Raw genomic sequence first — 18862 nt, 5'->3', positions numbered from 1 at the left:
GTGCGAATCGGGCAGGGACCTAAGTCCTTTGTCCGTTTCCGGGCCAGGTCTGTGAAAGGTCCTGTGAAGGGCGGGCGAATGGTGGGACACATCTCCTGGGGCGGCGGTGAGTCGCGTGCGAAGAACTGATAGACAGTTAACCTCAACGGCCCGATCGGCCGTCCGCGCGAAGACGTTCGGGGCGTGCGGAGCGTTATGTGACTTTTTTACGTTTTACGGTGGCCAGGACCGGCCGCCGCTCTGGGGGGATCGCCGCACTGTGAAGCCACTTCACCGTCACCTCGTCAACACCTCGCGCAAGGTCATGTGCACGGCCGCCCTCGCGGCCAGCCTGACCACGGCCGCGGTCGTGACCAACACGCCGATCGCGGGCGCGGGGGAAGCCGAGCCGACCCCCGACAGCCCCCAGGCCACCGATCGCGGTGACGCCCGGCTGGAACTCCCGGACCTGGTCGCCGACCCGCCGCCCGCGCCCCCCGGCGCCGCCAGCCCGGGCGGGGCCACCGCCGGCATACCCGCGACCGCCCTCGACGCCTACAAGCGTGCCGGGATCTCGGTGGCCGCCGCGCTCCCCGGCTGTCACCTACCCTGGGAACTGCTCGCGGGCATAGGCCGGGTGGAGTCCGTACACGCCTCCGGCTACGGGCTCAAGGCGGACGGGTACACCGAGAAGCCGATCCGCGGGCCGCGCCTGGACGGCAACGGCTTCGCCGAGATCAGGGACACCGACAAGGGCGAGTGGGACGCGGACCCCGAGTACGACCGCGCGGTCGGCCCGATGCAGTTCATCCCCAGCACCTGGAAGACCTGGGGCGCCGACGGCAACGCCGACAGCAAGCGCGACCCGAACAACATCTACGACGCCGCGCTGGGTGCCGGCCTCTACCTCTGCGCGGGCCAGCGCAACCTCACCAACGCGGGCCATCTCGACGAGGCGGTCCTCAGCTACAACAGGTCGCGCGCGTACGTGAACACGGTGCTCGGCTACATGCGCCAGTACCAGGCAGGCCAGGGCGCGACCCCGGTGCCGAACCCGCCGCCCGGCAACTACCCGACGCCGAACCCGCCGCAGCTGCCCACGCCGCCGGCCCCGCCGGCACCCGTGCCGACCCCGCCCCCGACGCCGACTCCCACCCCGACTCCGCCGACTCCGCCGCCCACGCCGCCGGCCCCGAAGCCGACCCTGGACAAGCTGGTCCGGATCGGCACGAAGGCGCTCACGGCCGAGGCCGGGACCGAGTTCGCGCGCACCCCGCTCATCAAGGCGGTGCTGACCGACGGCATGCCCGCCGTCGACCAGGTGATCGTGTTCGCGATCGACGACGACACCACCGGCCACACCGTCTTCGCGGCCGACGGCAAGGAATTCGCGGTCCTGCGCACCGACGCCAAGGGCCTGGTCAGGGTTCCGAAGCTGAAGGCGGGCCGCAAGGCGGGCGAGTTCACCCTGCGGGCCTCGGGCTACGTCGCGTCCGAGGTCTCCGTGAAGATCGGCGGCAAGGTCACCCCGGCCAAGCCGGTACCCGTCCCGGAGGCGGACCAGCTGGTCCGCAGCGACGCGAACGCCGGCAAGCCGCTCACCGCGGAAGCCGGGACCGGGATCAAGGGCGTGCAGTTCCTGGCGACGGCGAAGGACAAGCCGGTCGCCGGGGCCAAGGCCACGGCCGGGCTCGGCACCAAGGACGCGGACGGGAAGTGGGTCCCCGCGGACCCGGCCAAGGCGGGGGAGACCCCGTACTTCCTGGACAAGGACGGCAACAAGCTGACGGAGCTGGCGCTCCCGGCGACCGGGGCGGACGGCAAGACCGCCCTGCCGGAGCTGTCCACCACCGGTGTCGCCGCGGGCACGTACACGCTCCGCGTGCGGATCTCGGACCAGGCGGTCCTCTTCCTGGAGATCACCGTCACGGAGCCGCCGGTCACCGAGCCCCCGGTCACCGAGCCCCCCGCGACGGAGCAGCCGACGACCGAGGAGCCGGCGACGGAGCAGCCGGCCCGGAAGAGCTAGTCCGGCCCGGAAGAGCTAGTACCGCAGGGGCCGGTCCCGGAAGGCCTGCCGGCGGCGACGAGTGCGTCCCGTCAGCGGGAGTAGGCGGCGAGGAAGACGCGGGTGCCGGCGGCGGCGTGGCGGTCGACGTCGGCTTCGGTGTACTGGGACCGGCCGGTGAACATGGCCTTGTTCACCGGGATCCACAGCAGCAGGCCGGAGAAGTGGTTCGCGGCCAGGGCGGCGTCGTCGATGCGGAGCAGCCCCTGGTCGGCGAGGCGCCGGAAGGTCGCCGCCAGCGTGGCGAGCCCCCGTTCGAAGCCCCGCTCGTACCACTCGGTGCCCAGGTCGGGGAAGACGTCGGCGTTGGCGATGATCAGGCGCCGAAGCTGGATGACCCGGGGATGCGTGAGGGTGCTCAGGAGCCGACGGGCGAGCTGCGTCAGGTTCTCTTCCAGGTTGGCGGCGTCGGTCGGGATGTCGGCCAGCAGGTCGATCGTGGTGTCGAGCCGGTCGGTGGTGGCCAGCACGATCTCGGCGAACAGCTTCTCCTTGTCCGCGAAGTGCTTGTAGACGGTCTGCTTGGACACCGCGGCCAGCTTCGCGATGTCGTCCATGCTCGTCCCCGAGTACCCCTTGTCCAGGAAAACGCTGGTCGCGGCCTCCAGGATCGCCTCGTGCTTGCGTGCTGAACGGCTGTCCATCACCGACACCTCTCCATCCGTCTCGTCCCTCTTCCAGAACAGTACTGGACTGACCAGTACCCGTGTGGGTACTGTACGGTCTAGTTCCGAACCAACATCTGGAGTGGCTTCCCATGGACAAGGTGCTCTCCGCAGACGGCACGGCCATCGCCTACGAACAGCAGGGATCGGGCCCCGCGGTGGTGCTCGTCGGCGGCGCCTTCATGACCCGCGGTGCTTCCGCCGAACTCGCCGGCCTGCTGGCCGGGCACTGCACCGTGATCACCTACGACCGCCGTGGCCGCGGCGACAGCGGGGACGGCGCGGCGTACGAGGTGCAGCGCGAGGTCGAGGACCTGGACGCGCTGATCGAGTTGGCGGGCGGCGAGGCCATGGTGTTCGGGATGTCCTCCGGCGCCGTGCTGGCCCTGGAGGCCGTGGCCCGGGGCAGCGCCGTCTCCCGGCTGGCCGTCTACGAGCCGCCCTTCATCACCGACGACAGCCGCCCGCCGCTGCCCGCCGACTACGTCGCCCACCTGACGGAGCTCGTGGAACAGCAGGCGTACGGCGATGCCGTGGCCTACTTCATGACCGCGGCCATCGGCATGCCCGCCGAGGCCGTCGCCGGAATGCGCCAGGCCCCCTTCTGGGCCGGCATGGAGGCCACCGCCCGCACCCTGCCCTACGACGGACAGGTCATGGGCGACACGATGTCCGGCCGGCCGCTGCCCGCCGACCGCTGGCAGTCCGTGACCGTGCCCGTCCTCGTCGGCTCCGGCGACGCGGGCGCCCCGCAGATGCTGAGCGGCGCGCGGGAGCTCGCCGCGCTGGCCGACAACTTCTCCCTGCACGTCTTCCCCGGCCAGGAGCACGGCATCGCCCCGGAGGCCCTCGCCCCCGTCCTGACCGCCTTCTTCACCGCCGGGCAGCAGGCGTGAGCAAAAGGCAGGAGCCCCGTCGACTCTGCTTGCGCAGAGAAGACAGGGCTCCTTGGGTACTGCATATCCAACCGCGATTGGTTGGCCCAGGCGACTAGGCCGGGGTGACGTTCTCCGCCTGCGGGCCCTTCGGACCCTGGGTGACGTCGAAGTTCACCAGCTGGTTCTCCTCAAGGGAGCGGAAGCCGGCGGCGTTGATCGCGGAGTAGTGGACGAAGACATCCGGGCCGCCGCCGTCCTGGGCGATGAAGCCGAAGCCCTTTTCAGCGTTGAACCACTTGACGGTTCCGGTAGCCATGAGCCCTCCTATGGGCCAAAGGGTCGCCCTGCTCCAGAACCTGCTAAGAAGTCTGAAAACTACAAAAGCCTGCGGGTCACATTCTCCGCAGGCCTCGTACTGCAAGGGAAACCAAACTGCAACTTGCGTCGAGCCTAGCACGCACCTCCCGGCCGAGACCAGAGGGAAAGATCACGTCACTCGGACGTTTGAGACCCGCCAGACGGCTGACGGAGACGCGGGGGCTAGTCTCGCGATGTGGACGCCTATCGCAGCCGGCCCCGTGTCGGCCACATTCAGTTCCTGAACTGCCTGCCCCTCTACTGGGGGCTGGCCAGAACCGGCACGCTGCTGGACCTGGAGCTGACCAAGGACACCCCGGAGAAGCTCAGTGCGAGCCTCGTCCAGGGCGGCTTGGACATCGGTCCCATCACCCTCGTGGAGTTCCTGCGCAACGCGGACGAGCTCGTCGCCTTCCCCGACCTCGCGGTCGGCTGCGACGGCCCCGTCATGTCCTGCGTGATCGTCTCGCAGGTCCCCCTGGACCAGCTGGACGGCGCCCGCGTCGCTCTGGGATCCACCTCGAGAACGTCCGTACGCCTGGCACAGCTGCTGCTCGCGGAGAAGTACGACGTACGGCCCGACTACTACACCTGCCCGCCCGACCTGGGCCTGATGATGCAGGAGGCGGACGCGGCGGTGCTGATCGGCGACGCCGCGCTGCGGGCCTCGCTGCACGACGCGCCCCGGCTCGGGCTCACCGTCCACGACCTGGGGGCGATGTGGAAGGAGTGGACCGGACTTCCGTTCGTCTTCGCCGTCTGGGCCGCCCGCAAGGAGTACCTGGAGCGTGAGCCGGAGGTCGTGCGAAAGGTCCACGAGGCCTTCCTCGCCTCCCGGGACGTCTCCCTGGAGGAGGTAGGCAAGGTGGCCGAGCAGGCGGCCCGCTGGGAGGCCTTCGACGCGGAACTCCTGGAGCGCTACTTCACGACGCTCGACTTCCGCTTCGGCCCCGACCAACTGGCCGGCGTACGTGAATTCGCGCGGCGGACCGGACTCACGACGGGCTATGCGCCCGATGTGAACGTGGAGCTCCTGCCGGTGGGCGTGCCGGGTCATTAGTGCGGCTTATGCGGGTATTCGCCTTTCCGCAGAGCGGAATGGTGCGGAAAGGTGAATACCCGCCGTTCACCGGGAATGCGTTCTCCTTTCACCGTCCCCGCGCGGGCGGGCGTGAGGGCGGGGGCGAGGCCGTGCGTGCGGCGTGCGTGCGGGGACGCCCGGGGACACGATGGAGGGGGCAGGGGGAGCCCGGGCGGTCGCGAGCGCGCTCACTGAAGGGGGCCATCGGAGCTGCGCCATGACCACACGCTCAGTCGGCCGGGACATCACGGTCCTCGGGGACGCCCTCGAAGTTCCCGGCCTCGGTTTCGTCCCGGTCAATGCCTTCCTCCTGCAGGCCCGGGAGCCCGTGGTCGTCGACACCGGCCTCGGCCTGCCCGACCGGGACTTCCTGACGACCCTCTCCGAGGCCATCGACCCCGCCGACGTGCGGTGGATCTGGCTGACGCACCCGGACCGGGACCACACCGGCGGGATCTTCGCCCTGCTGGAGGCCGCCCCCGAGGCCCGCGTGGTGACCACGTTCCTCGGCGCGGGCGAGATGACCACGGAGCGCCCGCTGCCGATGGACCGGGTCTACTTCCTCAACCCCGGCCAGCGGCTCGACGTGGGCGACCGCTCCCTCACCGCCTTCCGGCCGCCCCTCTACGACAACCCCGCGACCGTGGGCTTCTACGACGACCGGTCCCGGGCCTGCTTCAGCTCCGACTGCTTCGGCGCTCCCCTCCCGGACGGCGACCTCGCGGCCGGCGGCGACGCCGGGTCGGTCGGGCCCGAGGACCTGCGGGCCGGCCAGCTCTTCTGGGCTTCGGTGGACAGCCCCTGGGCGTCCGTCGCCGACCGGGAGAAGTTCCTCGCCACGGTCCAGCCGCTCAGGGAGATGGACCCCGAGCTCGTGCTCTCCACGCACCTGCCGCCGGCCGCCGGGGTCGGGCTCATCACCCGGATGCTCGACACGGTGGGCCTCGCCCCGGGCCTCGCCCCCTTCGTGGGCCCGGACCAGCAGGCCCTGGAACAGATGCTCGCCGGCTTCGAACCGCCCGCCCCGACGGCGGCTGCGGCGGCCTGAGCCTGGGCGTGGGCATGCCCTGCGGGGCCGTCCCCTACCCGCCCTTCGCCCGTTCCCCGGGCTCGGCCCGGACCCGGTCCTCAAACGCCGGACAGGCTGAAAGATCGCCTCAAACGCCGGCGGGGCTGGATAAATCCAGCCCCGCCGGCGTTTGAGGCGCGGGGTCTGGGGCGGAGCCCCGGGGAACGGTGGAAGGGCGGGTAGGGGACAACCACCCCCTGCTACCGTCCATCGCCAAGATGCGGCGGGGCGGGGGCGAGAGCTGGCATGGGTATTGCGGGGTTCGTGGCCGGGGTCATGCTCTGGGGCGCGCTGGCAGGCCTCCTGCTGCCCCGTGCCGTCTACCGCCTCGCGGTCGAGGCGGGCCTGCCCTGGCGCTCGGCCTGCCCGGCGGGGCATCCGCTGACGGGCCCGGCCCGCGGCTGGCTGGGCCGCGCGGTCTGCCCCCGGTGCCAGTCCGGACCCGGACGGGGACCGGGACCCGCCGTCGGCCGCCGCCGCGGGGGGAGTGGTGGCGGGTACGCGCCCGTCGGGGGAGCGGTGCTGGCCAGCACGTTGGTGTGCCTCGCGCTCGGAGCCGGGGTGGGCGCGCGGCCCGAGCTGGCCGTCTGGCTGCTGCTGGCGCCCTTCACCGTGCTGCTCTGCCTCGTGGACCGGGCCGTCCACCGGCTGCCCGACGTACTGACCCTCCCGCTGGCCGCCGGGACCGCCGTGGCCCTCGGGGTGGCCGCCCTGGCCGGGGGAGCCGACGGCTCCTGGACGCGCGCACTGCTCGGCGGGCTCGTCCTCGGCGGCGTCTACCTCCTCCTCTACGTCATCAACCCGCGCGGCATGGGCTTCGGCGACGTCAAACTCGCGCTCGTCGTGGGGCAGGTGCTCGGCTGGTACGGGTGGCCCGTGCTGTTCGCCGGCACCTTCGCCGCGTTCCTCGGGGGCGCCGCGCACGGCCTCACCCTGATCGCCCTGCGCCGGGCGGACCGCAGCAGCCCGATCCCCTTCGGCCCGTTCATGGCGGGCGGCGCCCTCGTGGGCGTGGTCTGGGCGGGCCTCGGCCTCGGCGCCGCGGCGGGCCTCTGAGTGCCCCTCCGAGCAGGGACCCCGTCCGCCCGGCAGGGGGCAGGACGGTGGATGGGGCGGCTGGCGTAGGCTGGATCGGTCCGGAATCTTGACCGCAGCCGGGCGCCAGCCGAACGACACAGCCGAACGACACAGCCGAAAGGTGACGCACCGGTGACCGACCAGGCCGCTCTCCAGTCAGTCCTCGACCGAGCCGCCGCTGGGGGCCGGATCACCAAGGAAGAGGCGCTCGACCTCTACCGGCACGCGCCCCTGCACGCCCTCGGCCAGGCCGCCGACGCGGCCCGCCGGCTGCGCTACGCCGGTACCGAGCACATCGCGACGTACATCATCGAGCGCAACATCAACTACACCAACGTGTGCGTCACGGCGTGCAAGTTCTGTGCCTTCTACGCGGCCCCCAAGGACGCGAAGAAGGGCTGGTCCCGCGACCTCGAGGACATCCTGCGCCGCTGCGCGGAGACCGTCGAGCTGGGCGGCACGCAGATCATGTTCCAGGGCGGCCACCACCCGGACTACGGCGTCGAGTACTACGAGCACCACTTCGCCGCCATCAAGCAGGCCTACCCGCAGCTGGTCATCCACTCCCTCGGTGCGTCCGAGGTCGAGCACATGGCCCGGATCTCCAAGGTGTCGGCCGAGGAAGCGATCCGGCGCATCCACGCCGCCGGCCTCGACTCCTTCGCGGGCGCCGGCGCCGAACTGCTCCCGGAGCGGCCGCGCAAGGCGATCGCGCCGCTCAAGGAGTCCGGCGAACGCTGGCTGGAGATCATGGAGATCGCCCACAAGCTGGGCGTGGAGTCCACCTCCACCATGCTGATGGGCACCGGCGAGACCAACGCCGAGCGCATCGAGCACATCTCGATGATCCGGGACACGCAGGACCGCACGGGCGGCTTCCGCGCCTTCATCCCGTACACCTACCAGCCCGAGAACAACCACCTCAAGGGCCGGACCCAGGCGACCGTCTTCGAGTACCTGCGCATGATCGCCATCGCGCGGCTCTTCCTCGACAACATCGCCCACATCCAGGGCTCCTGGCTCACCGTCGGCAAGGAGGCGGGCCAGCTCTCCCTGCATTACGGCGCCGACGACCTCGGTTCGATCATGCTGGAGGAGAACGTCGTCTCCTCGGCCGGTGCCAAGCACCGCTCCAACCGCATGGAGATCATCGACCTCATCCGCAAGGCGGGCCGCGTCCCGGCGCAGCGCGCCACGACGTACGAGCACCTCCTCGTGCACGAGGACCCGGCGAACGACCCGGTCGACGACCGCGTGGTCTCGCACATCTCCTCCACCGCCATCGAGGGCGGTACGGCCCACCCCGAGCTGAAGCTCATCTCCTCGAACTGAGCGCCCGTGCTGACGATCCACACCGCCGGACTCCTCGTTACGGGAGCCACCACCGCACCCGGACCGGGACCCGCGCCGCTGCCCGGCGGCGCGGTCCTGGTCGAGGGCGACCGCATCGCCCGGGTGGGCCCGTACGAGGAGCTCGCCGCGGCCTATCCGCACGCGCGCGCCCGCAGCTGGCCCGGGGTGCTGACCCCGGGGCTGCTGGTGCGCGGCGGTGACGAGCTGCTGGAGCGCACGTACTACCCGGACGACCCGTACGAGATCACCGAGCTCGGGGCCGAACCGATCAGCGGCGCCGAGGCGTTGGCCGACCTGAAGATGACGGAGCCGCGCTGGGGCAACAGCGCGCGGCGCGGTACGCAGAAGCTGCTCGCCCGCGGGGTGGTCGCGGTGGCCGGCCGCTTCACCAGCCCGGCCGTGCGGACGGCCGTGGTCCGCTCCGGCCTCACCGTCGTCCCGCCCGCCCCCTACGAGGGCCCGGCCTCCCTGGATCCGCTCGCCGGCCGGACCGCGGCCGAGGAGGCCTTCCACGGGGTCCTGGAGCCGGGCGCCCCGGCGCGGTTCGCCGTGTTCGCGGTGGCCGGTCCGGTGGAGCTGCTGGTGGAGGGCCCGACGAGCTGTGTGGCCACGGTCATCGGCGGCAGGCTCCTCCACCGCCGACGCTGAGCCACCGGGGCCGAGCAACGTAGCCGTCCCCGCCGCGCCGCGCCGCAGGCACCGTACGGGCGGCCGGGTGCGGTGCCCGGGGGGCCTGCGAGAATGGCGGGGCGGTCCGCAGGACCCTGCCGAACCGTTCGCCGAACCATTCGCACCGCACCCGAGGGGCCCACGCCAGTGACCACCGCTTCCCTGGACAAGCAGCCGCACGAAGTCGCCTCCATGTTCGACGGCGTGGCGGCGAACTACGACCTCACCAACGACGTCCTCTCCCTCGGGCAGGCCCGCCTGTGGCGCAAGGAGGTCGCCAAGGCGGTCGGCGCGCGCCCCGGGCAGCTCGTCCTCGACCTGGCCGCCGGCACGGCCACGTCCTCGCTGCCCTTCGCCGCGGCCGGCGCGTACGTCGTGCCCTGCGACTTCTCCCTCGGCATGCTCCGCGAGGGCAAGAAGCGCAACCCCTGGCTCCCGCTGACGGCGGGCGACGCGACGAAGCTGCCGTTCAAGGACGGCTCCTTCGACTCCGTCACCATCTCCTTCGGCCTGCGCAACGTCCAGGACACCGACGCGGCCCTGCGCGAGCTGTACCGGGTGACGAAGCCCGGCGGCCAGGTCGTGATCTGCGAGTTCTCGCAGCCCACCTGGGCACCCTTCCGGACCGTGTACACCGAGTACCTGATGCGCGCGATGCCGCCGGTCGCCCGCGCGGTCTCCTCCAACCCCGACGCGTACGTCTACCTCGCCGACTCCATCCGCGCCTGGCCCGACCAGCCGGCGCTGGCCGCGCTGCTGCAGAAGGCCGGCTGGTCCAAGGTGGCCTGGCGCAACCTCAGCGGCGGCATCGTGGCCCTGCACCGCGGCGTCAAGCACTAGGACCCGGGAGCCCGCCGATGGACTACCAGGCACTGCTGGAGCAGGTCGCCACCGACATCGCCCCGCTGATCGGCAGCGGCACCACCGCCGAGTACATTCCGGCGCTGGCGTCCGTGGACCCCCGGCAGTTCGGGATGGCCATCGCCGACCTCGACGGCAACGTGTTCGGGGTGGGGGACTGGCGGACGCCGTTCTCCACGCAGTCCATCACCAAGGTCTTCGCGCTGGCCCTCGCGCTCGCCGAGGGCGGCGACAGCCTGTGGGAGCGGGTGGGCCGGGAACCCTCCGGCAACCCGTTCAACTCCCTCGTGCAGCTGGAGTACGAGAACGGCATCCCGCGCAACCCCTTCATCAACGCGGGCGCGCTCGTCGTCACCGACCGGCTCCAGACCCTGACGGGCGACGCCAGCAGCGAACTCCTGCGCTTCCTCCGGGAGGAGAGCCAGAACCCGGAGGTCGCCTTCGACGCGGAGGTCGCCGCCTCCGAACAGGAGCACGGTGACCGCAACGCGGCCCTGGCCCACTTCATGGCCGCCTACGGGAACATCGACAACCCGGTGCCGATGCTGCTGGAGCACTACTTCTGGCAGTGCTCCATCGAGATGAGCTGCGCCGACCTGGCCCGCGCCGGCCGCTTCCTGGCCCGGCACGGCCTGCGCGCGGACGGCTCCCGCCTCCTCACGCGCAGTGAGGCGAAGCAGGTCAACGCGGTGATGCTGACGTGTGGGACGTACGACGCGGCCGGGGAGTTCGCCTACCGGGTGGGCCTGCCCGGCAAGAGCGGTGTGGGCGGCGGCATCGTGGCGGTCGTCCCCGGCGCGTGCACGCTGGCCGCGTGGAGTCCCGGGCTCGACTCCCAGGGCAACTCGGTCGCCGCGGTGGCCGCCCTGGACCGCTTCACGACCCTGACGGGCCTGAGCGTTTTCTGACTCTTGACGCGCCGCTCGCACCGCTGCGCCGGACTCCGTCCAGCGGTGGCCGGTCGGGGTGCTCGCCACCGCCGTCCCGGCGCGGGGCAGGTAGGCGGGTGCGGCTGGTTCGGCCCTGCGGGGCGAAGTCCCCTACCCGCCCTTCGCCCGTTCCCCGGGCTCTGCCCGGACCCGGTCCTCAAACGCCGGACGGGCTGGATTCGCCGCTGCGCGGCAAAATTCAGCCTCGCCGGCGTTTGAGGCGCGGGGTCTGGGCAGAGCCCCAGGGGGTCCGGGGCGCAGCCCCGGGGAACGGTGGAAGGGCGGGTAGGGGACTTCGCCCCGCGCAGCGGCAAGGGTTGCTGCCCCGCGCAGCGGGGGTCAGGCCGGGGCGAGGGTCAGGGCGTAGCGGCGGGCGTGGCGGCGGCCACCGGGCAGCGGGAAGTGATCCGCCAGGGTCATGCCGAGCCGCTCCGCCACCGCGATCGAGCGAACGTTCGCATCGTCGATCACCGCCACCACATCCGCAACCCCAGCCCCCCGCACCCGCTCCAGCGTCGCCAGCGCAGCGGCATACGCATAGCCCTGACCCCACGCGGAGCGACCGAGCCTCCACCCGATCTCGATCTCACCCACCGGCCCCCACGCCTTCTCCGCCGGCCACGGCTGCGCCCCGGTGAAGCCGATGACCTCGCCGTCCTCGTCCAGCAGCGTCCACAGGCAGAAGCCGAGCCGCGCGTCGTGCATCCGCTGCCGCGCGGTGATTTCCTCGTAGAAGGAGAGCTCGGCCGGCCCGCCGAGGAACTCCATGACGTCGGGGTCGCGGAAGACCCGGTGCCAGGCGTGCGCGTCCTCGTCCGTGGGCACACGGAGCTGGACGACGGGGAGCGGCCGGGTCGGCGAGGTGGTCACAGGGCAGCCCTTCGGATCGCGATCTCTCTCGCTGCATAGACTGCACGTGTTCTCGTGCCGTTGGGCACCTTTATCGAGTTATCGAGCCTTCGGGAGACCCGCCGTGACCGAGCCCCTCTCCGAGCACTCCGCGGACGTGATCGTCGTCGGGGCCGGGCCCGCCGGCTCGACCACTGCTTATTACCTGGCCAAGGCCGGACTTGACGTCCTGCTCCTGGAGAAGACGGCGTTCCCGCGCGAGAAGGTCTGCGGCGACGGCCTGACGCCGCGCGCCACGAAGCAGCTGGTGTCGATGGGCATCGACATCTCCGAGGAGGCCGGCTGGCTGCGCAACAAGGGCCTGCGGATCATCGGCGGCGGCCAGCGGCTCCAGCTGGACTGGCCCGAGCTTGCCTCGTTCCCCGACTACGGACTCGTCCGCAAGCGCGACGACTTCGACGAGACCCTGGCCCGCCAGGCGCAGAAGGCCGGCGCCCGGCTGTACGAGCGCTGCAACGTGGGCGAGCCCGTACGTGACCCCCGTACCGGCCACATCACCGGAGTGACGGCGAAGCTCGGCGAGGAGAAGACCCCGGTCACCTTCAGCGCCCCGCTGGTGGTGGCGGCCGACGGCAACTCCTCGCGGCTCTCCCTCGCCATGGGCCTGCACCGCCGCGAGGACCGCCCGATGGGCGTGGCCGTGCGCACGTACTTCACTTCGCCCCGCCACGACGACGACTACCTGGAGTCCTGGCTGGAGCTCTGGGACCGGCGCGGGGCCGAGGACCGGCTGCTGCCCGGCTACGGCTGGATCTTCGGCATGGGCGACGGCACCTCCAACGTCGGCCTGGGCATCCTCAACTCCTCCTCCGCCTTCAAGGAGCTGGACTGGCGCGAGGTCCTCAAGGCCTGGTGCGCCTCGATGCCGGAGGACTGGGGCTACACCCCCGAGAACATGACGCAGCCCATCCGCGGCGCGGCCCTGCCCATGGCCTTCAACCGCCAGCCGCACTACACCAAGGGGCTGCTGCTCGTCGGTGACGCGGGCGGCCTCGTCAACCCGTTCAACGGCGAGGGCATCGCCTATGCGATGGAGTCGGGCCAGATCGCCGCCGACGTCATCGTCCAGGCCCACTCCCGCGCCACCCCGGCCCTGCGCGAACTGACCCTGCACAGCTACCCGAAGGTCCTGAAGGAGACCTACGGCGGCTACTACACGCTGGGCCGCGCCTTCGTGAAGCTCATCGGCAACCCGAAGATCATGAAGATCGCCGCCCAGCGGGGCCTGAGCCACCCGGTCCTGATGAAGTTCACGCTGAAGATGCTGGCCAACCTGACCGACCCGACGGGCGGCGACGCGATGGACCGCGTCATCAACGGCCTTTCGAAGGTCGCCCCCAAGGCCTGATCATTCAAGACCTGGCCGCTCGGTGGAGAGCTGAGCGGCCAGGCTCTCCGTGTTCGGCCTTCAGACGTTGACGGTCTTCACCTTCGGTGAGCCCGGAAGTTCCTCGGCGGCCTTGGACAGTGCGGGGATGTGCGACTTGTCGGAAGTGACGAGCAGTACCGGGGGAGTGCAGAGTGCGGCCGTGGCCACCACGAGTGCGTCCACGAGGCATTCGTGCCCGTCAAGGCCCGAGGCGTCCAGTAGCGTCGCTGCGGCGTCTGTGACCGCGTCGTTGACCGGTTTCACGTCGAACCGGGACGGCAGGAACTGGAGTCGCTTGGCGGCTTCTCCTGTTCGGCGCACCTCCAAGGGCGTCAGCGCGGACAGTGCCACGCGCCGGCCGCTCTGCTGAGCGACCTCGATGCGCGCGCGCATCCCCTCGTCACCGTCGACGTGCAGTGAAAGCCCTTGGGCGTCCAGGGCGAGCGTGCCCTCGCTCTTCGCCTTGATCTTGAGGCGCTTGCTCACCACTCCTGTTCCGCCTGCCGCCGTGCTTCGGCGGAGACGGGGCCGAACGCCTTGCGGTCGGCGGTCACGACCTCGCGGAGCTTCTGCGCGGCGAGCCATTGTGCGGGCTCGGCCGTGCCGTGGACACGGCGGACGCAGCGGGTCAGCAGGACCAGGCCGCAGAGCAGCAGGGTCCCCGAGGCCGTCCACTCCAGGGTGAGCGTGAGCGGGGAGCCTGGCTTCTGCCAGGGGCGGGTGGTGGTCAGCAGCCAGCCGCCGAGGGACAGGAGTCCGAGCCCGGCGGCGGCCGGGGCGGTACCGGGGGCTTCGTCGGCTTCATCGACTTCGTCAGCTGCGTCGGCTTCGTCGGACGGGCTGGGCGTCACGGATCACCACTTCCGGGGGCGACTCGGGCGTGCTCGCCCCGGCCATCTTGGCAGCACCCCGCCCGTTCGGCGCGAGGTGCCCGCCGGGCGGGACGGGGCGGCAAGTCGGTTTCCAGGCAAGAAGTTTGGCTGACCAGCAGGTGAGAAGGCCTTGTCCCCGGCACCGGCCGGGCTGTTCAATTTCCGAGAGTGAACAGGTCTTCCGGCATACGCTCCCGTCCGCTCCCGCGACCCGCCCTCCCGGCCGCCGTCCTGCTGGCGCTCGTCCTGGCCGGCTGTTCGGATCCGGACGGCGGCGGCGCGCGCGGCGAGCCGGAACTCGGTGAGATCGCCGTCGCCCCGGCGACCGCCTCGCTCTCGCTGCCCCTGGACGCGTACACGGACACCGAGGCCGAGACGGTCCGCATGGGGCAGGTGCAGCAGCGGCTGCTCTCCCGGTGCATGGCCCGGTACGGGTTCCCGTACGAGGAGGTCAGGCCGTCCGATCCCGCCGGCGCCCAGGGGCCCGAGGGCCGGCACCGCACGCTCTTCGGGCCGGCCGATCCGGTGTTCGCGGCGGCCCACGGCTACGACGCGACCGCGGGCAAGGGGCGGCCGGTCAAGCCCCCGGCCACCCCGCTGAGCGAGAGCGCCGCCCTGGTCATGCACGGCGAACGGCCGGGCGGGGAGCAGGGCGGCGCCGCGCAGCCCCCGGACGCCCCGTCCGAGGAGGAGGCCGCGCGGGTGGACAGCGGCATCGACGTCGGCGGGCAGAAGGTGCCGGTCGGCGGATGCCTGCGGGAGGCGTACCGCAAGCTGTACGCGCCGACGAAGGACAGCGTGGACCTGCTGTTCCCGTTCGGGCTGGCATCGGAGGCGCACGAACGCTCCAAGGGCGATTCGCGGGTGGCCGAGGTGCTGAAGAACTGGTCCGCGTGCATGGGGAAGTCGGGGTACACCGGGCTGAAGGATCCCTACGAGGTCGTCCAGAAGCTCGGCTTGGAGGCCGATCCGGGCGGCCCCAAGGCCGTCACCGCGGCCAAGGCCGACGTCGCCTGCAAGCGCGAGGTGAACCTCGTGGGCATCTGGGCGGCGGTGGAGAAGGCCTATCAGGAGCGGCTGGTGGAGGAGCGGGCCGAGACCCTCGCGCTGTACAAGAAGCAGCGCGAGGCCCGCTACAAGCTGGCGGCAGGGCTCCTCTGAGCCGTGTGCGGGCCATTGAGTCGTGTCCGGGCCCATTGCGCCGTGTCCGGGCCCGTTGCGCCGTGCGCGGGCCGCTGCGCCGTGCCCGCGCCGGTCAGGAGGGCCGCGGCAGGCAGGCCCGGTACGCGTCGAGGTGGTCCCGCTTGAGCGCCTGCCACTGCTCGGAGGTGCCGCCGTCCTTCTGCTGTACCTCGCCGGTGACCGGATCCGGGTCCGGATACCAGGAGATGCCCCGTCCCCGCATGCACTCGGAGGACTTGCGCGCGGCGGCGAGTTCCTGCGGGCCCGCCTGGACGGGGGAGGGGGGAGGGAGCAGCGACAGGCAGGCCTGCTGGGCCGGGAGGAACTGCGGGCTCTCCTTCTCCACGAAGTGCGGAGCGCCGTTGTCCCCGTAGGAGATGGTCATTCCGTGCTGCTGCATGCACGTGTAGAACGGCATGTCCGCCGCCGCGATCGAGGGTGTGGCAGTGGGCCCGGCCGTAAGTCCGGACTTTCCCGCTCCGGAGTTCTTCCCCGGGACTTCCCCGCCTCCGCATCCGGTCAGCGCGAGGCAGCACAAAAGGAGTGACGAGGATATTTCGCGTACACGCACGAGGTGTTTCCCTTGCGGTCGGCGGAGTGGAAGGGCGCGCAGGTGCGGGGGAGGGGGCGGAGGCCGCGGGAGAGCGTAATCAGGTGCCCCCAATGCGGACAAGTCCGTTACCCGCCATGCGGGTTGTGGCCTGAACAGCCGAGAAGGCCCTTGCCCTGTGGTGCCCCGGAAGGTTTAATCCCGGCCGGAATCAATTCCCTGAAGATGGAGAAATAACCAATGAACAAGGCCCTTAACAAAATCGCCGCCGGCTGCGTCGCGGCGGTATCCGTGGGCGCAGTTCTCCTGGCGGCAGCCGGTCCGGCCGCCGCCAACACGGAGCGGAACGGCTATCTGGAAACCAGCGAGTTCGGCCTTTACTACAACTCCTACCAAGGGGGTTGTGTCTTCGACCTGATGTCGTCGGACTGGAACTTCTTCAACGACCTCTTCGTCGGACCGGAGGGCTGCGCCGGCCGGAACCGGGTGACGAACGACGACACCGCGTCCTACCGGAACCGGGACACGTACACGTGGAAGGTGGCCACCGAAGTGAACCTCACCGGTCTGATCGGCTCGCTCCCCCCGGGCTACACGGGCAACGCCAGCGTCAACTTCAAGAACAAGATCACCTCGGCGACGTTCCTCGACTGACGCAGCGGCGCGGGGCCGTGAAGGCCCCCAGGCGCCCCTCAGGGGCCCCGGGCGCCTCCGGGCGCTTCCAGGAGCCCCCAGGACGCCGAAAGGCCGGTACTCCACCCCCGAGCGGGGGAGTACCGGCCTTTCGTGCGTCACCGGGAGCGGCCCGGGACTGCGGGGAGATGTCAGAGGACGCGGACGGCGCCCGTCGGCCGGTCGTAGCTCAGGGAGCGCTCGACGATGCCGGTGCTGGAGTTCTGCGCGCCGACGAACTTGCCGCCGCCGACGTAGACGGCGACGTGGTACGCGCTGCCCTTGGAGCCCCAGTACAGGATGTCGCCCGCCTGGAGGGCGCTCAGGGAGACCGACTTGCCGAAGCTGGACTGCGCCTGCGACATGCGCGGCAGGGTGATGCCGGCCTGCCGGTACGCGGCCTGGACCAGGCCCGAGCAGTCGAACGAGGACGGGCCGGTGCCGCCCATGACGTAGGCCTTGCCGACCTGCGCGCGGGCGAAGTTGACGATGGCGGCGGCGGAGCCGGTCGCGGGGGCCGTGACGGTGCCCTTGCCCTGCGAGGAGGACCCCGCGGAGGAGCCGTTCGACGAGGAGGACCCGGAGTTGCTCTGGATCGGGGTGCGGGCCGTGCTGCGGTTGGCGCGCTCGGCCTCGGCCTTGCGGTCCGCCTCGGCCTTCTCGGCCTTCGCCTTGGCCTCGGCGTCGGCCTTCTGCTGGGCGTCGGCCTTGAGCTTCTTGGCCTCGGCGGCGGCGCCCGTGCGGGCCGTCGCCTCCAGGGCGTTGAGCTCGCCGTCGACGGCGGCGGCGCGGGTGTTCTCCGCGGCCTTGGCCACGTGCGAGGACACCTCGGCGCTCAGGTCCAGGTCGAGGACCGGCATTTCGAGCGTGGTCTCGTGCGCGGGCTCGGCGGAGGGGGTGGCGCTCGCCGTGCCGGCCATGGCCAGGGTGCTGAGGACGCCACCGGCAACTCCGGCGCGGACCGCGAGCTTCGAGGCGCTGCGGCGGGGCTTCCGGTGGCTGGGTATGTGAGCGGTGAGGGACATGGGTACAACCGCTATCAGGGCGCGCCGGTTCCCTTCAAGAAACGTGGTCTGCGCCACAGTTGTGCGCGAACCGGGCTAACCGGGCGCGTCGGAACTCTTATTGACGCCGTAACGGGCGAATCGGACAGCCGGTCACAGGGCTGTGATCATGGGGTTTCCGCAATAAGTCCGAATTGATCCCGGGCCTACCATCCACCCGCACTGATGGCCAAGCCCCCTTTCGGTACCGCGAATTCCGAGTGGCGCAGGTCACAGAAGCGTCACGCGATGCGGACGCTGTGGCCCTCCTGTGACCGAACCGTGAACGCGCCGACGGCCCGGAGCCGCGCCGGAGCCGGATCAAAGCCGGGTCGGAGCCGTCCCGCGATCGGGCGCGACCCGGCCGCCGCTCCGCCCCGGAGTCACCTCCGGGTCGCCTTCGGACCGCCTCCGGCTCCTCTCGGGATGCCCCCGGAGTCCCCCTCTCGGGATGACCCCCGAGTCCCCCTCTCCGGGTGACCCCCGAGTCCTCCTCTGCCCCGACTTAGTGAATGCATGCACGCGTCCACTCCCGTCCGCGCGGGGTCCCCCGGCCGGGGGGTGCCGATCCCTTTATCATCACGCGCACCACGTTGCCAATTTGCATGCAGTGGCCACGATTTGATAGTGCAACAGGCCCTCCACCTGCGACGACAGGTGCGGATGTCACCTTTGGTGATCATGTGGATGCTTCACGTATGAAGATCACTACTCATTGGGCTTCATGATCGTTCGTCAGGTGGTGGAGATCACAAACTCGTTGTTGTAACCCGTGTCGCAGATCACAGATGGGCGGGCATAAGATGCGCACCAGTCCGGCTTGTGAACTGCCTCACATGCGAGACGTGGGAGGCGGGGCGCGCGGCGCCGGCACAGCGGTCCAACGGTCAAGGACGACTGGAAGGAGCGAGGAGCGTGAATGCGTACGCGCCCATCCTCGTGCTCGGCGCCCTCGGCGCAGGGTTTGCGATCTTCTCCGTGGTCATGGCCACGCTGATCGGCCCAAAACGGTACAACCGGGCAAAACTTGAAGCTTACGAGTGCGGCATCGAGCCCACTCCCATGCCGGCCGGCGGCGGCCGCTTCCCCATCAAGTACTACCTGACGGCGATGCTCTTCATCGTCTTCGACATCGAGGTTGTCTTCCTCTACCCCTGGGCGGTCACCTTCGACTCGCTGGGGATCTTCGGGCTCGTCGAGATGCTCCTCTTCGTGCTCACCGTCTTCGTCGCCTACGCCTACGTATGGCGCCGCGGCGGCCTGGAATGGGACTGAGGGG

At 70.9% G+C, this 18862-nt stretch carries 20 protein-coding genes; 13 read left to right on the top strand and 7 right to left on the bottom strand.

Going from position 1 to position 18862, the window contains the following annotated elements; translation table 11 throughout:
• The first annotated feature begins 259 nt into the window (after positions 1-259).
• The gene (locus tag MTF69_RS33010) at positions 260-2008 is read left to right on the top strand and encodes a hypothetical protein (protein WP_243339974.1); all 1749 of its coding nucleotides are present in this window, start codon (positions 260-262) and stop codon (positions 2006-2008) included.
• Between the two features lie 71 nt (positions 2009-2079).
• Here MTF69_RS33010 and MTF69_RS33005 read toward each other — a convergent pair whose 3' ends face one another.
• The gene (locus tag MTF69_RS33005) at positions 2080-2691 is read right to left on the bottom strand and encodes a TetR/AcrR family transcriptional regulator (RefSeq protein ID WP_243339972.1); all 612 of its coding nucleotides are present in this window, start codon (positions 2689-2691) and stop codon (positions 2080-2082) included.
• A 113-nt stretch (positions 2692-2804) separates the two neighbouring features.
• On the opposite strand from MTF69_RS33005, the gene MTF69_RS33000 reads away from it, so the two are divergent.
• The gene (locus MTF69_RS33000) at positions 2805-3608 is read left to right on the top strand and encodes an alpha/beta fold hydrolase (protein ID WP_243339971.1); all 804 of its coding nucleotides are present in this window, start codon (positions 2805-2807) and stop codon (positions 3606-3608) included.
• Positions 3609-3702: 94 nt separating this feature from the next.
• Here MTF69_RS33000 and MTF69_RS32995 read toward each other — a convergent pair whose 3' ends face one another.
• Entirely contained in the window at positions 3703-3906 is a 204-nt protein-coding gene (locus MTF69_RS32995) for a cold-shock protein (RefSeq protein ID WP_112451444.1), read from the bottom strand.
• Between the two features lie 237 nt (positions 3907-4143).
• Between MTF69_RS32995 and MTF69_RS32990 the strand changes: the two genes are divergently transcribed.
• The 7 genes from MTF69_RS32990 (at position 4144) to MTF69_RS32960 (ending at position 10965) form a co-directional block, all read left to right on the top strand.
• A complete protein-coding gene (locus MTF69_RS32990; protein WP_243339969.1) occupies positions 4144-5007 on the top strand; it encodes a menaquinone biosynthetic enzyme MqnA/MqnD family protein in 864 nt (287 codons plus the stop codon).
• A 238-nt stretch (positions 5008-5245) separates the two neighbouring features.
• Complete coding sequence (locus tag MTF69_RS32985) at positions 5246-6076, top strand: MBL fold metallo-hydrolase (RefSeq protein WP_243339967.1); 831 nt, start codon at positions 5246-5248, stop codon at positions 6074-6076.
• Between the two features lie 267 nt (positions 6077-6343).
• Positions 6344-7153 (top strand): A24 family peptidase, encoded by an 810-nt coding sequence (locus MTF69_RS32980; protein WP_243339965.1) that lies wholly within the window; start codon positions 6344-6346, stop codon positions 7151-7153.
• Between the two features lie 153 nt (positions 7154-7306).
• Entirely contained in the window at positions 7307-8506 is a 1200-nt protein-coding gene (gene mqnC / locus MTF69_RS32975) for a cyclic dehypoxanthinyl futalosine synthase (RefSeq protein ID WP_243339963.1), read from the top strand.
• Positions 8507-8512: 6 nt separating this feature from the next.
• Positions 8513-9175 (top strand): hypothetical protein, encoded by a 663-nt coding sequence (locus MTF69_RS32970; RefSeq protein WP_243339960.1) that lies wholly within the window; start codon positions 8513-8515, stop codon positions 9173-9175.
• A 168-nt stretch (positions 9176-9343) separates the two neighbouring features.
• Complete coding sequence (locus MTF69_RS32965; RefSeq protein ID WP_243339958.1) at positions 9344-10036, top strand: demethylmenaquinone methyltransferase; 693 nt, start codon at positions 9344-9346, stop codon at positions 10034-10036.
• A gap of 17 nt (positions 10037-10053) precedes the next feature.
• A complete protein-coding gene (locus tag MTF69_RS32960; protein ID WP_243339955.1) occupies positions 10054-10965 on the top strand; it encodes a glutaminase in 912 nt (303 codons plus the stop codon).
• Positions 10966-11325: 360 nt separating this feature from the next.
• On the opposite strand, the gene MTF69_RS32955 is transcribed toward MTF69_RS32960, so the two are convergent.
• Complete coding sequence (locus MTF69_RS32955; RefSeq protein WP_243339953.1) at positions 11326-11856, bottom strand: GNAT family N-acetyltransferase; 531 nt, start codon at positions 11854-11856, stop codon at positions 11326-11328.
• A 103-nt stretch (positions 11857-11959) separates the two neighbouring features.
• Here MTF69_RS32955 and MTF69_RS32950 point away from each other — a divergent pair, with 103 nt between their 5' ends.
• On the top strand, positions 11960-13243 hold the full coding sequence (locus tag MTF69_RS32950) for a geranylgeranyl reductase family protein (protein ID WP_243339952.1): 1284 nt from the start codon (positions 11960-11962) through the stop codon (positions 13241-13243).
• A gap of 60 nt (positions 13244-13303) precedes the next feature.
• On the opposite strand, the gene MTF69_RS32945 is transcribed toward MTF69_RS32950, so the two are convergent.
• Positions 13304-13750 carry a DNA-binding protein gene (locus tag MTF69_RS32945; RefSeq protein ID WP_243339951.1) on the bottom strand — a complete coding sequence of 149 codons (447 nt, stop codon included), beginning with the start codon at positions 13748-13750 and terminating at the stop codon, positions 13304-13306.
• Positions 13747-14115 (bottom strand): hypothetical protein, encoded by a 369-nt coding sequence (locus MTF69_RS32940; RefSeq protein WP_243339949.1) that lies wholly within the window; start codon positions 14113-14115, stop codon positions 13747-13749. The genes MTF69_RS32945 and MTF69_RS32940 overlap by 4 nt, the downstream gene beginning before the upstream one ends.
• A 189-nt stretch (positions 14116-14304) precedes the next feature.
• Between MTF69_RS32940 and MTF69_RS32935 the strand changes: the two genes are divergently transcribed.
• Complete coding sequence (locus MTF69_RS32935) at positions 14305-15297, top strand: hypothetical protein (protein ID WP_243339947.1); 993 nt, start codon at positions 14305-14307, stop codon at positions 15295-15297.
• 94 nt (positions 15298-15391) lie between these two features.
• Here MTF69_RS32935 and MTF69_RS32930 read toward each other — a convergent pair whose 3' ends face one another.
• Positions 15392-15736, bottom strand: a complete 345-nt coding sequence (locus MTF69_RS32930; protein ID WP_243339946.1) for a hypothetical protein — start codon at positions 15734-15736, stop codon at positions 15392-15394.
• A 372-nt stretch (positions 15737-16108) separates the two neighbouring features.
• On the opposite strand from MTF69_RS32930, the gene MTF69_RS32925 reads away from it, so the two are divergent.
• Positions 16109-16522 (top strand): hypothetical protein, encoded by a 414-nt coding sequence (locus MTF69_RS32925; protein ID WP_243339944.1) that lies wholly within the window; start codon positions 16109-16111, stop codon positions 16520-16522.
• Positions 16523-16692: 170 nt separating this feature from the next.
• On the opposite strand, the gene MTF69_RS32920 is transcribed toward MTF69_RS32925, so the two are convergent.
• Positions 16693-17565, bottom strand: coding sequence for a C40 family peptidase (locus tag MTF69_RS32920; RefSeq protein ID WP_243339942.1), 873 nt, complete (start codon positions 17563-17565; stop codon positions 16693-16695).
• Between the two features lie 933 nt (positions 17566-18498).
• Here MTF69_RS32920 and MTF69_RS32915 point away from each other — a divergent pair.
• Positions 18499-18858: an NADH-quinone oxidoreductase subunit A gene (locus tag MTF69_RS32915; RefSeq protein WP_030010013.1), complete on the top strand. Its 360-nt coding sequence runs from the start codon at positions 18499-18501 to the stop codon at positions 18856-18858.
• The last annotated feature ends 4 nt before the right edge of the window (positions 18859-18862 follow it).

This window comes from Streptomyces sp. AP-93 (assembly GCF_022808175.1).
Classification (GTDB): domain Bacteria; phylum Actinomycetota; class Actinomycetes; order Streptomycetales; family Streptomycetaceae; genus Streptomyces.
Note: the sequence above shows the minus strand (reverse complement) of the source record. Positions and strands in the feature narration are given on the sequence as shown.

What these genes read in the sequence shown, in the direction of transcription:
- MTF69_RS33005 (WP_243339972.1), bottom strand. Translation starts at nt 2,691, where the DNA reads ATGGACAGCCGTTCAGCACGCAAGCACGAGGCGATCCTGGAGGCCGCG.
- MTF69_RS33000 (WP_243339971.1), top strand. Translation starts at nt 2,805, where the DNA reads ATGGACAAGGTGCTCTCCGCAGACGGCACGGCCATCGCCTACGAACAG.
- MTF69_RS32995 (WP_112451444.1), bottom strand. Translation starts at nt 3,906, where the DNA reads ATGGCTACCGGAACCGTCAAGTGGTTCAACGCTGAAAAGGGCTTCGGC.
- MTF69_RS32985 (WP_243339967.1), top strand. Translation starts at nt 5,246, where the DNA reads ATGACCACACGCTCAGTCGGCCGGGACATCACGGTCCTCGGGGACGCC.
- MTF69_RS32980 (WP_243339965.1), top strand. Translation starts at nt 6,344, where the DNA reads ATGGGTATTGCGGGGTTCGTGGCCGGGGTCATGCTCTGGGGCGCGCTG.
- MTF69_RS32960 (WP_243339955.1), top strand. Translation starts at nt 10,054, where the DNA reads ATGGACTACCAGGCACTGCTGGAGCAGGTCGCCACCGACATCGCCCCG.
- MTF69_RS32930 (WP_243339946.1), bottom strand. Translation starts at nt 15,736, where the DNA reads ATGCCGTTCTACACGTGCATGCAGCAGCACGGAATGACCATCTCCTAC.
- MTF69_RS32925 (WP_243339944.1), top strand. Translation starts at nt 16,109, where the DNA reads ATGAACAAGGCCCTTAACAAAATCGCCGCCGGCTGCGTCGCGGCGGTA.
- MTF69_RS32920 (WP_243339942.1), bottom strand. Translation starts at nt 17,565, where the DNA reads ATGTCCCTCACCGCTCACATACCCAGCCACCGGAAGCCCCGCCGCAGC.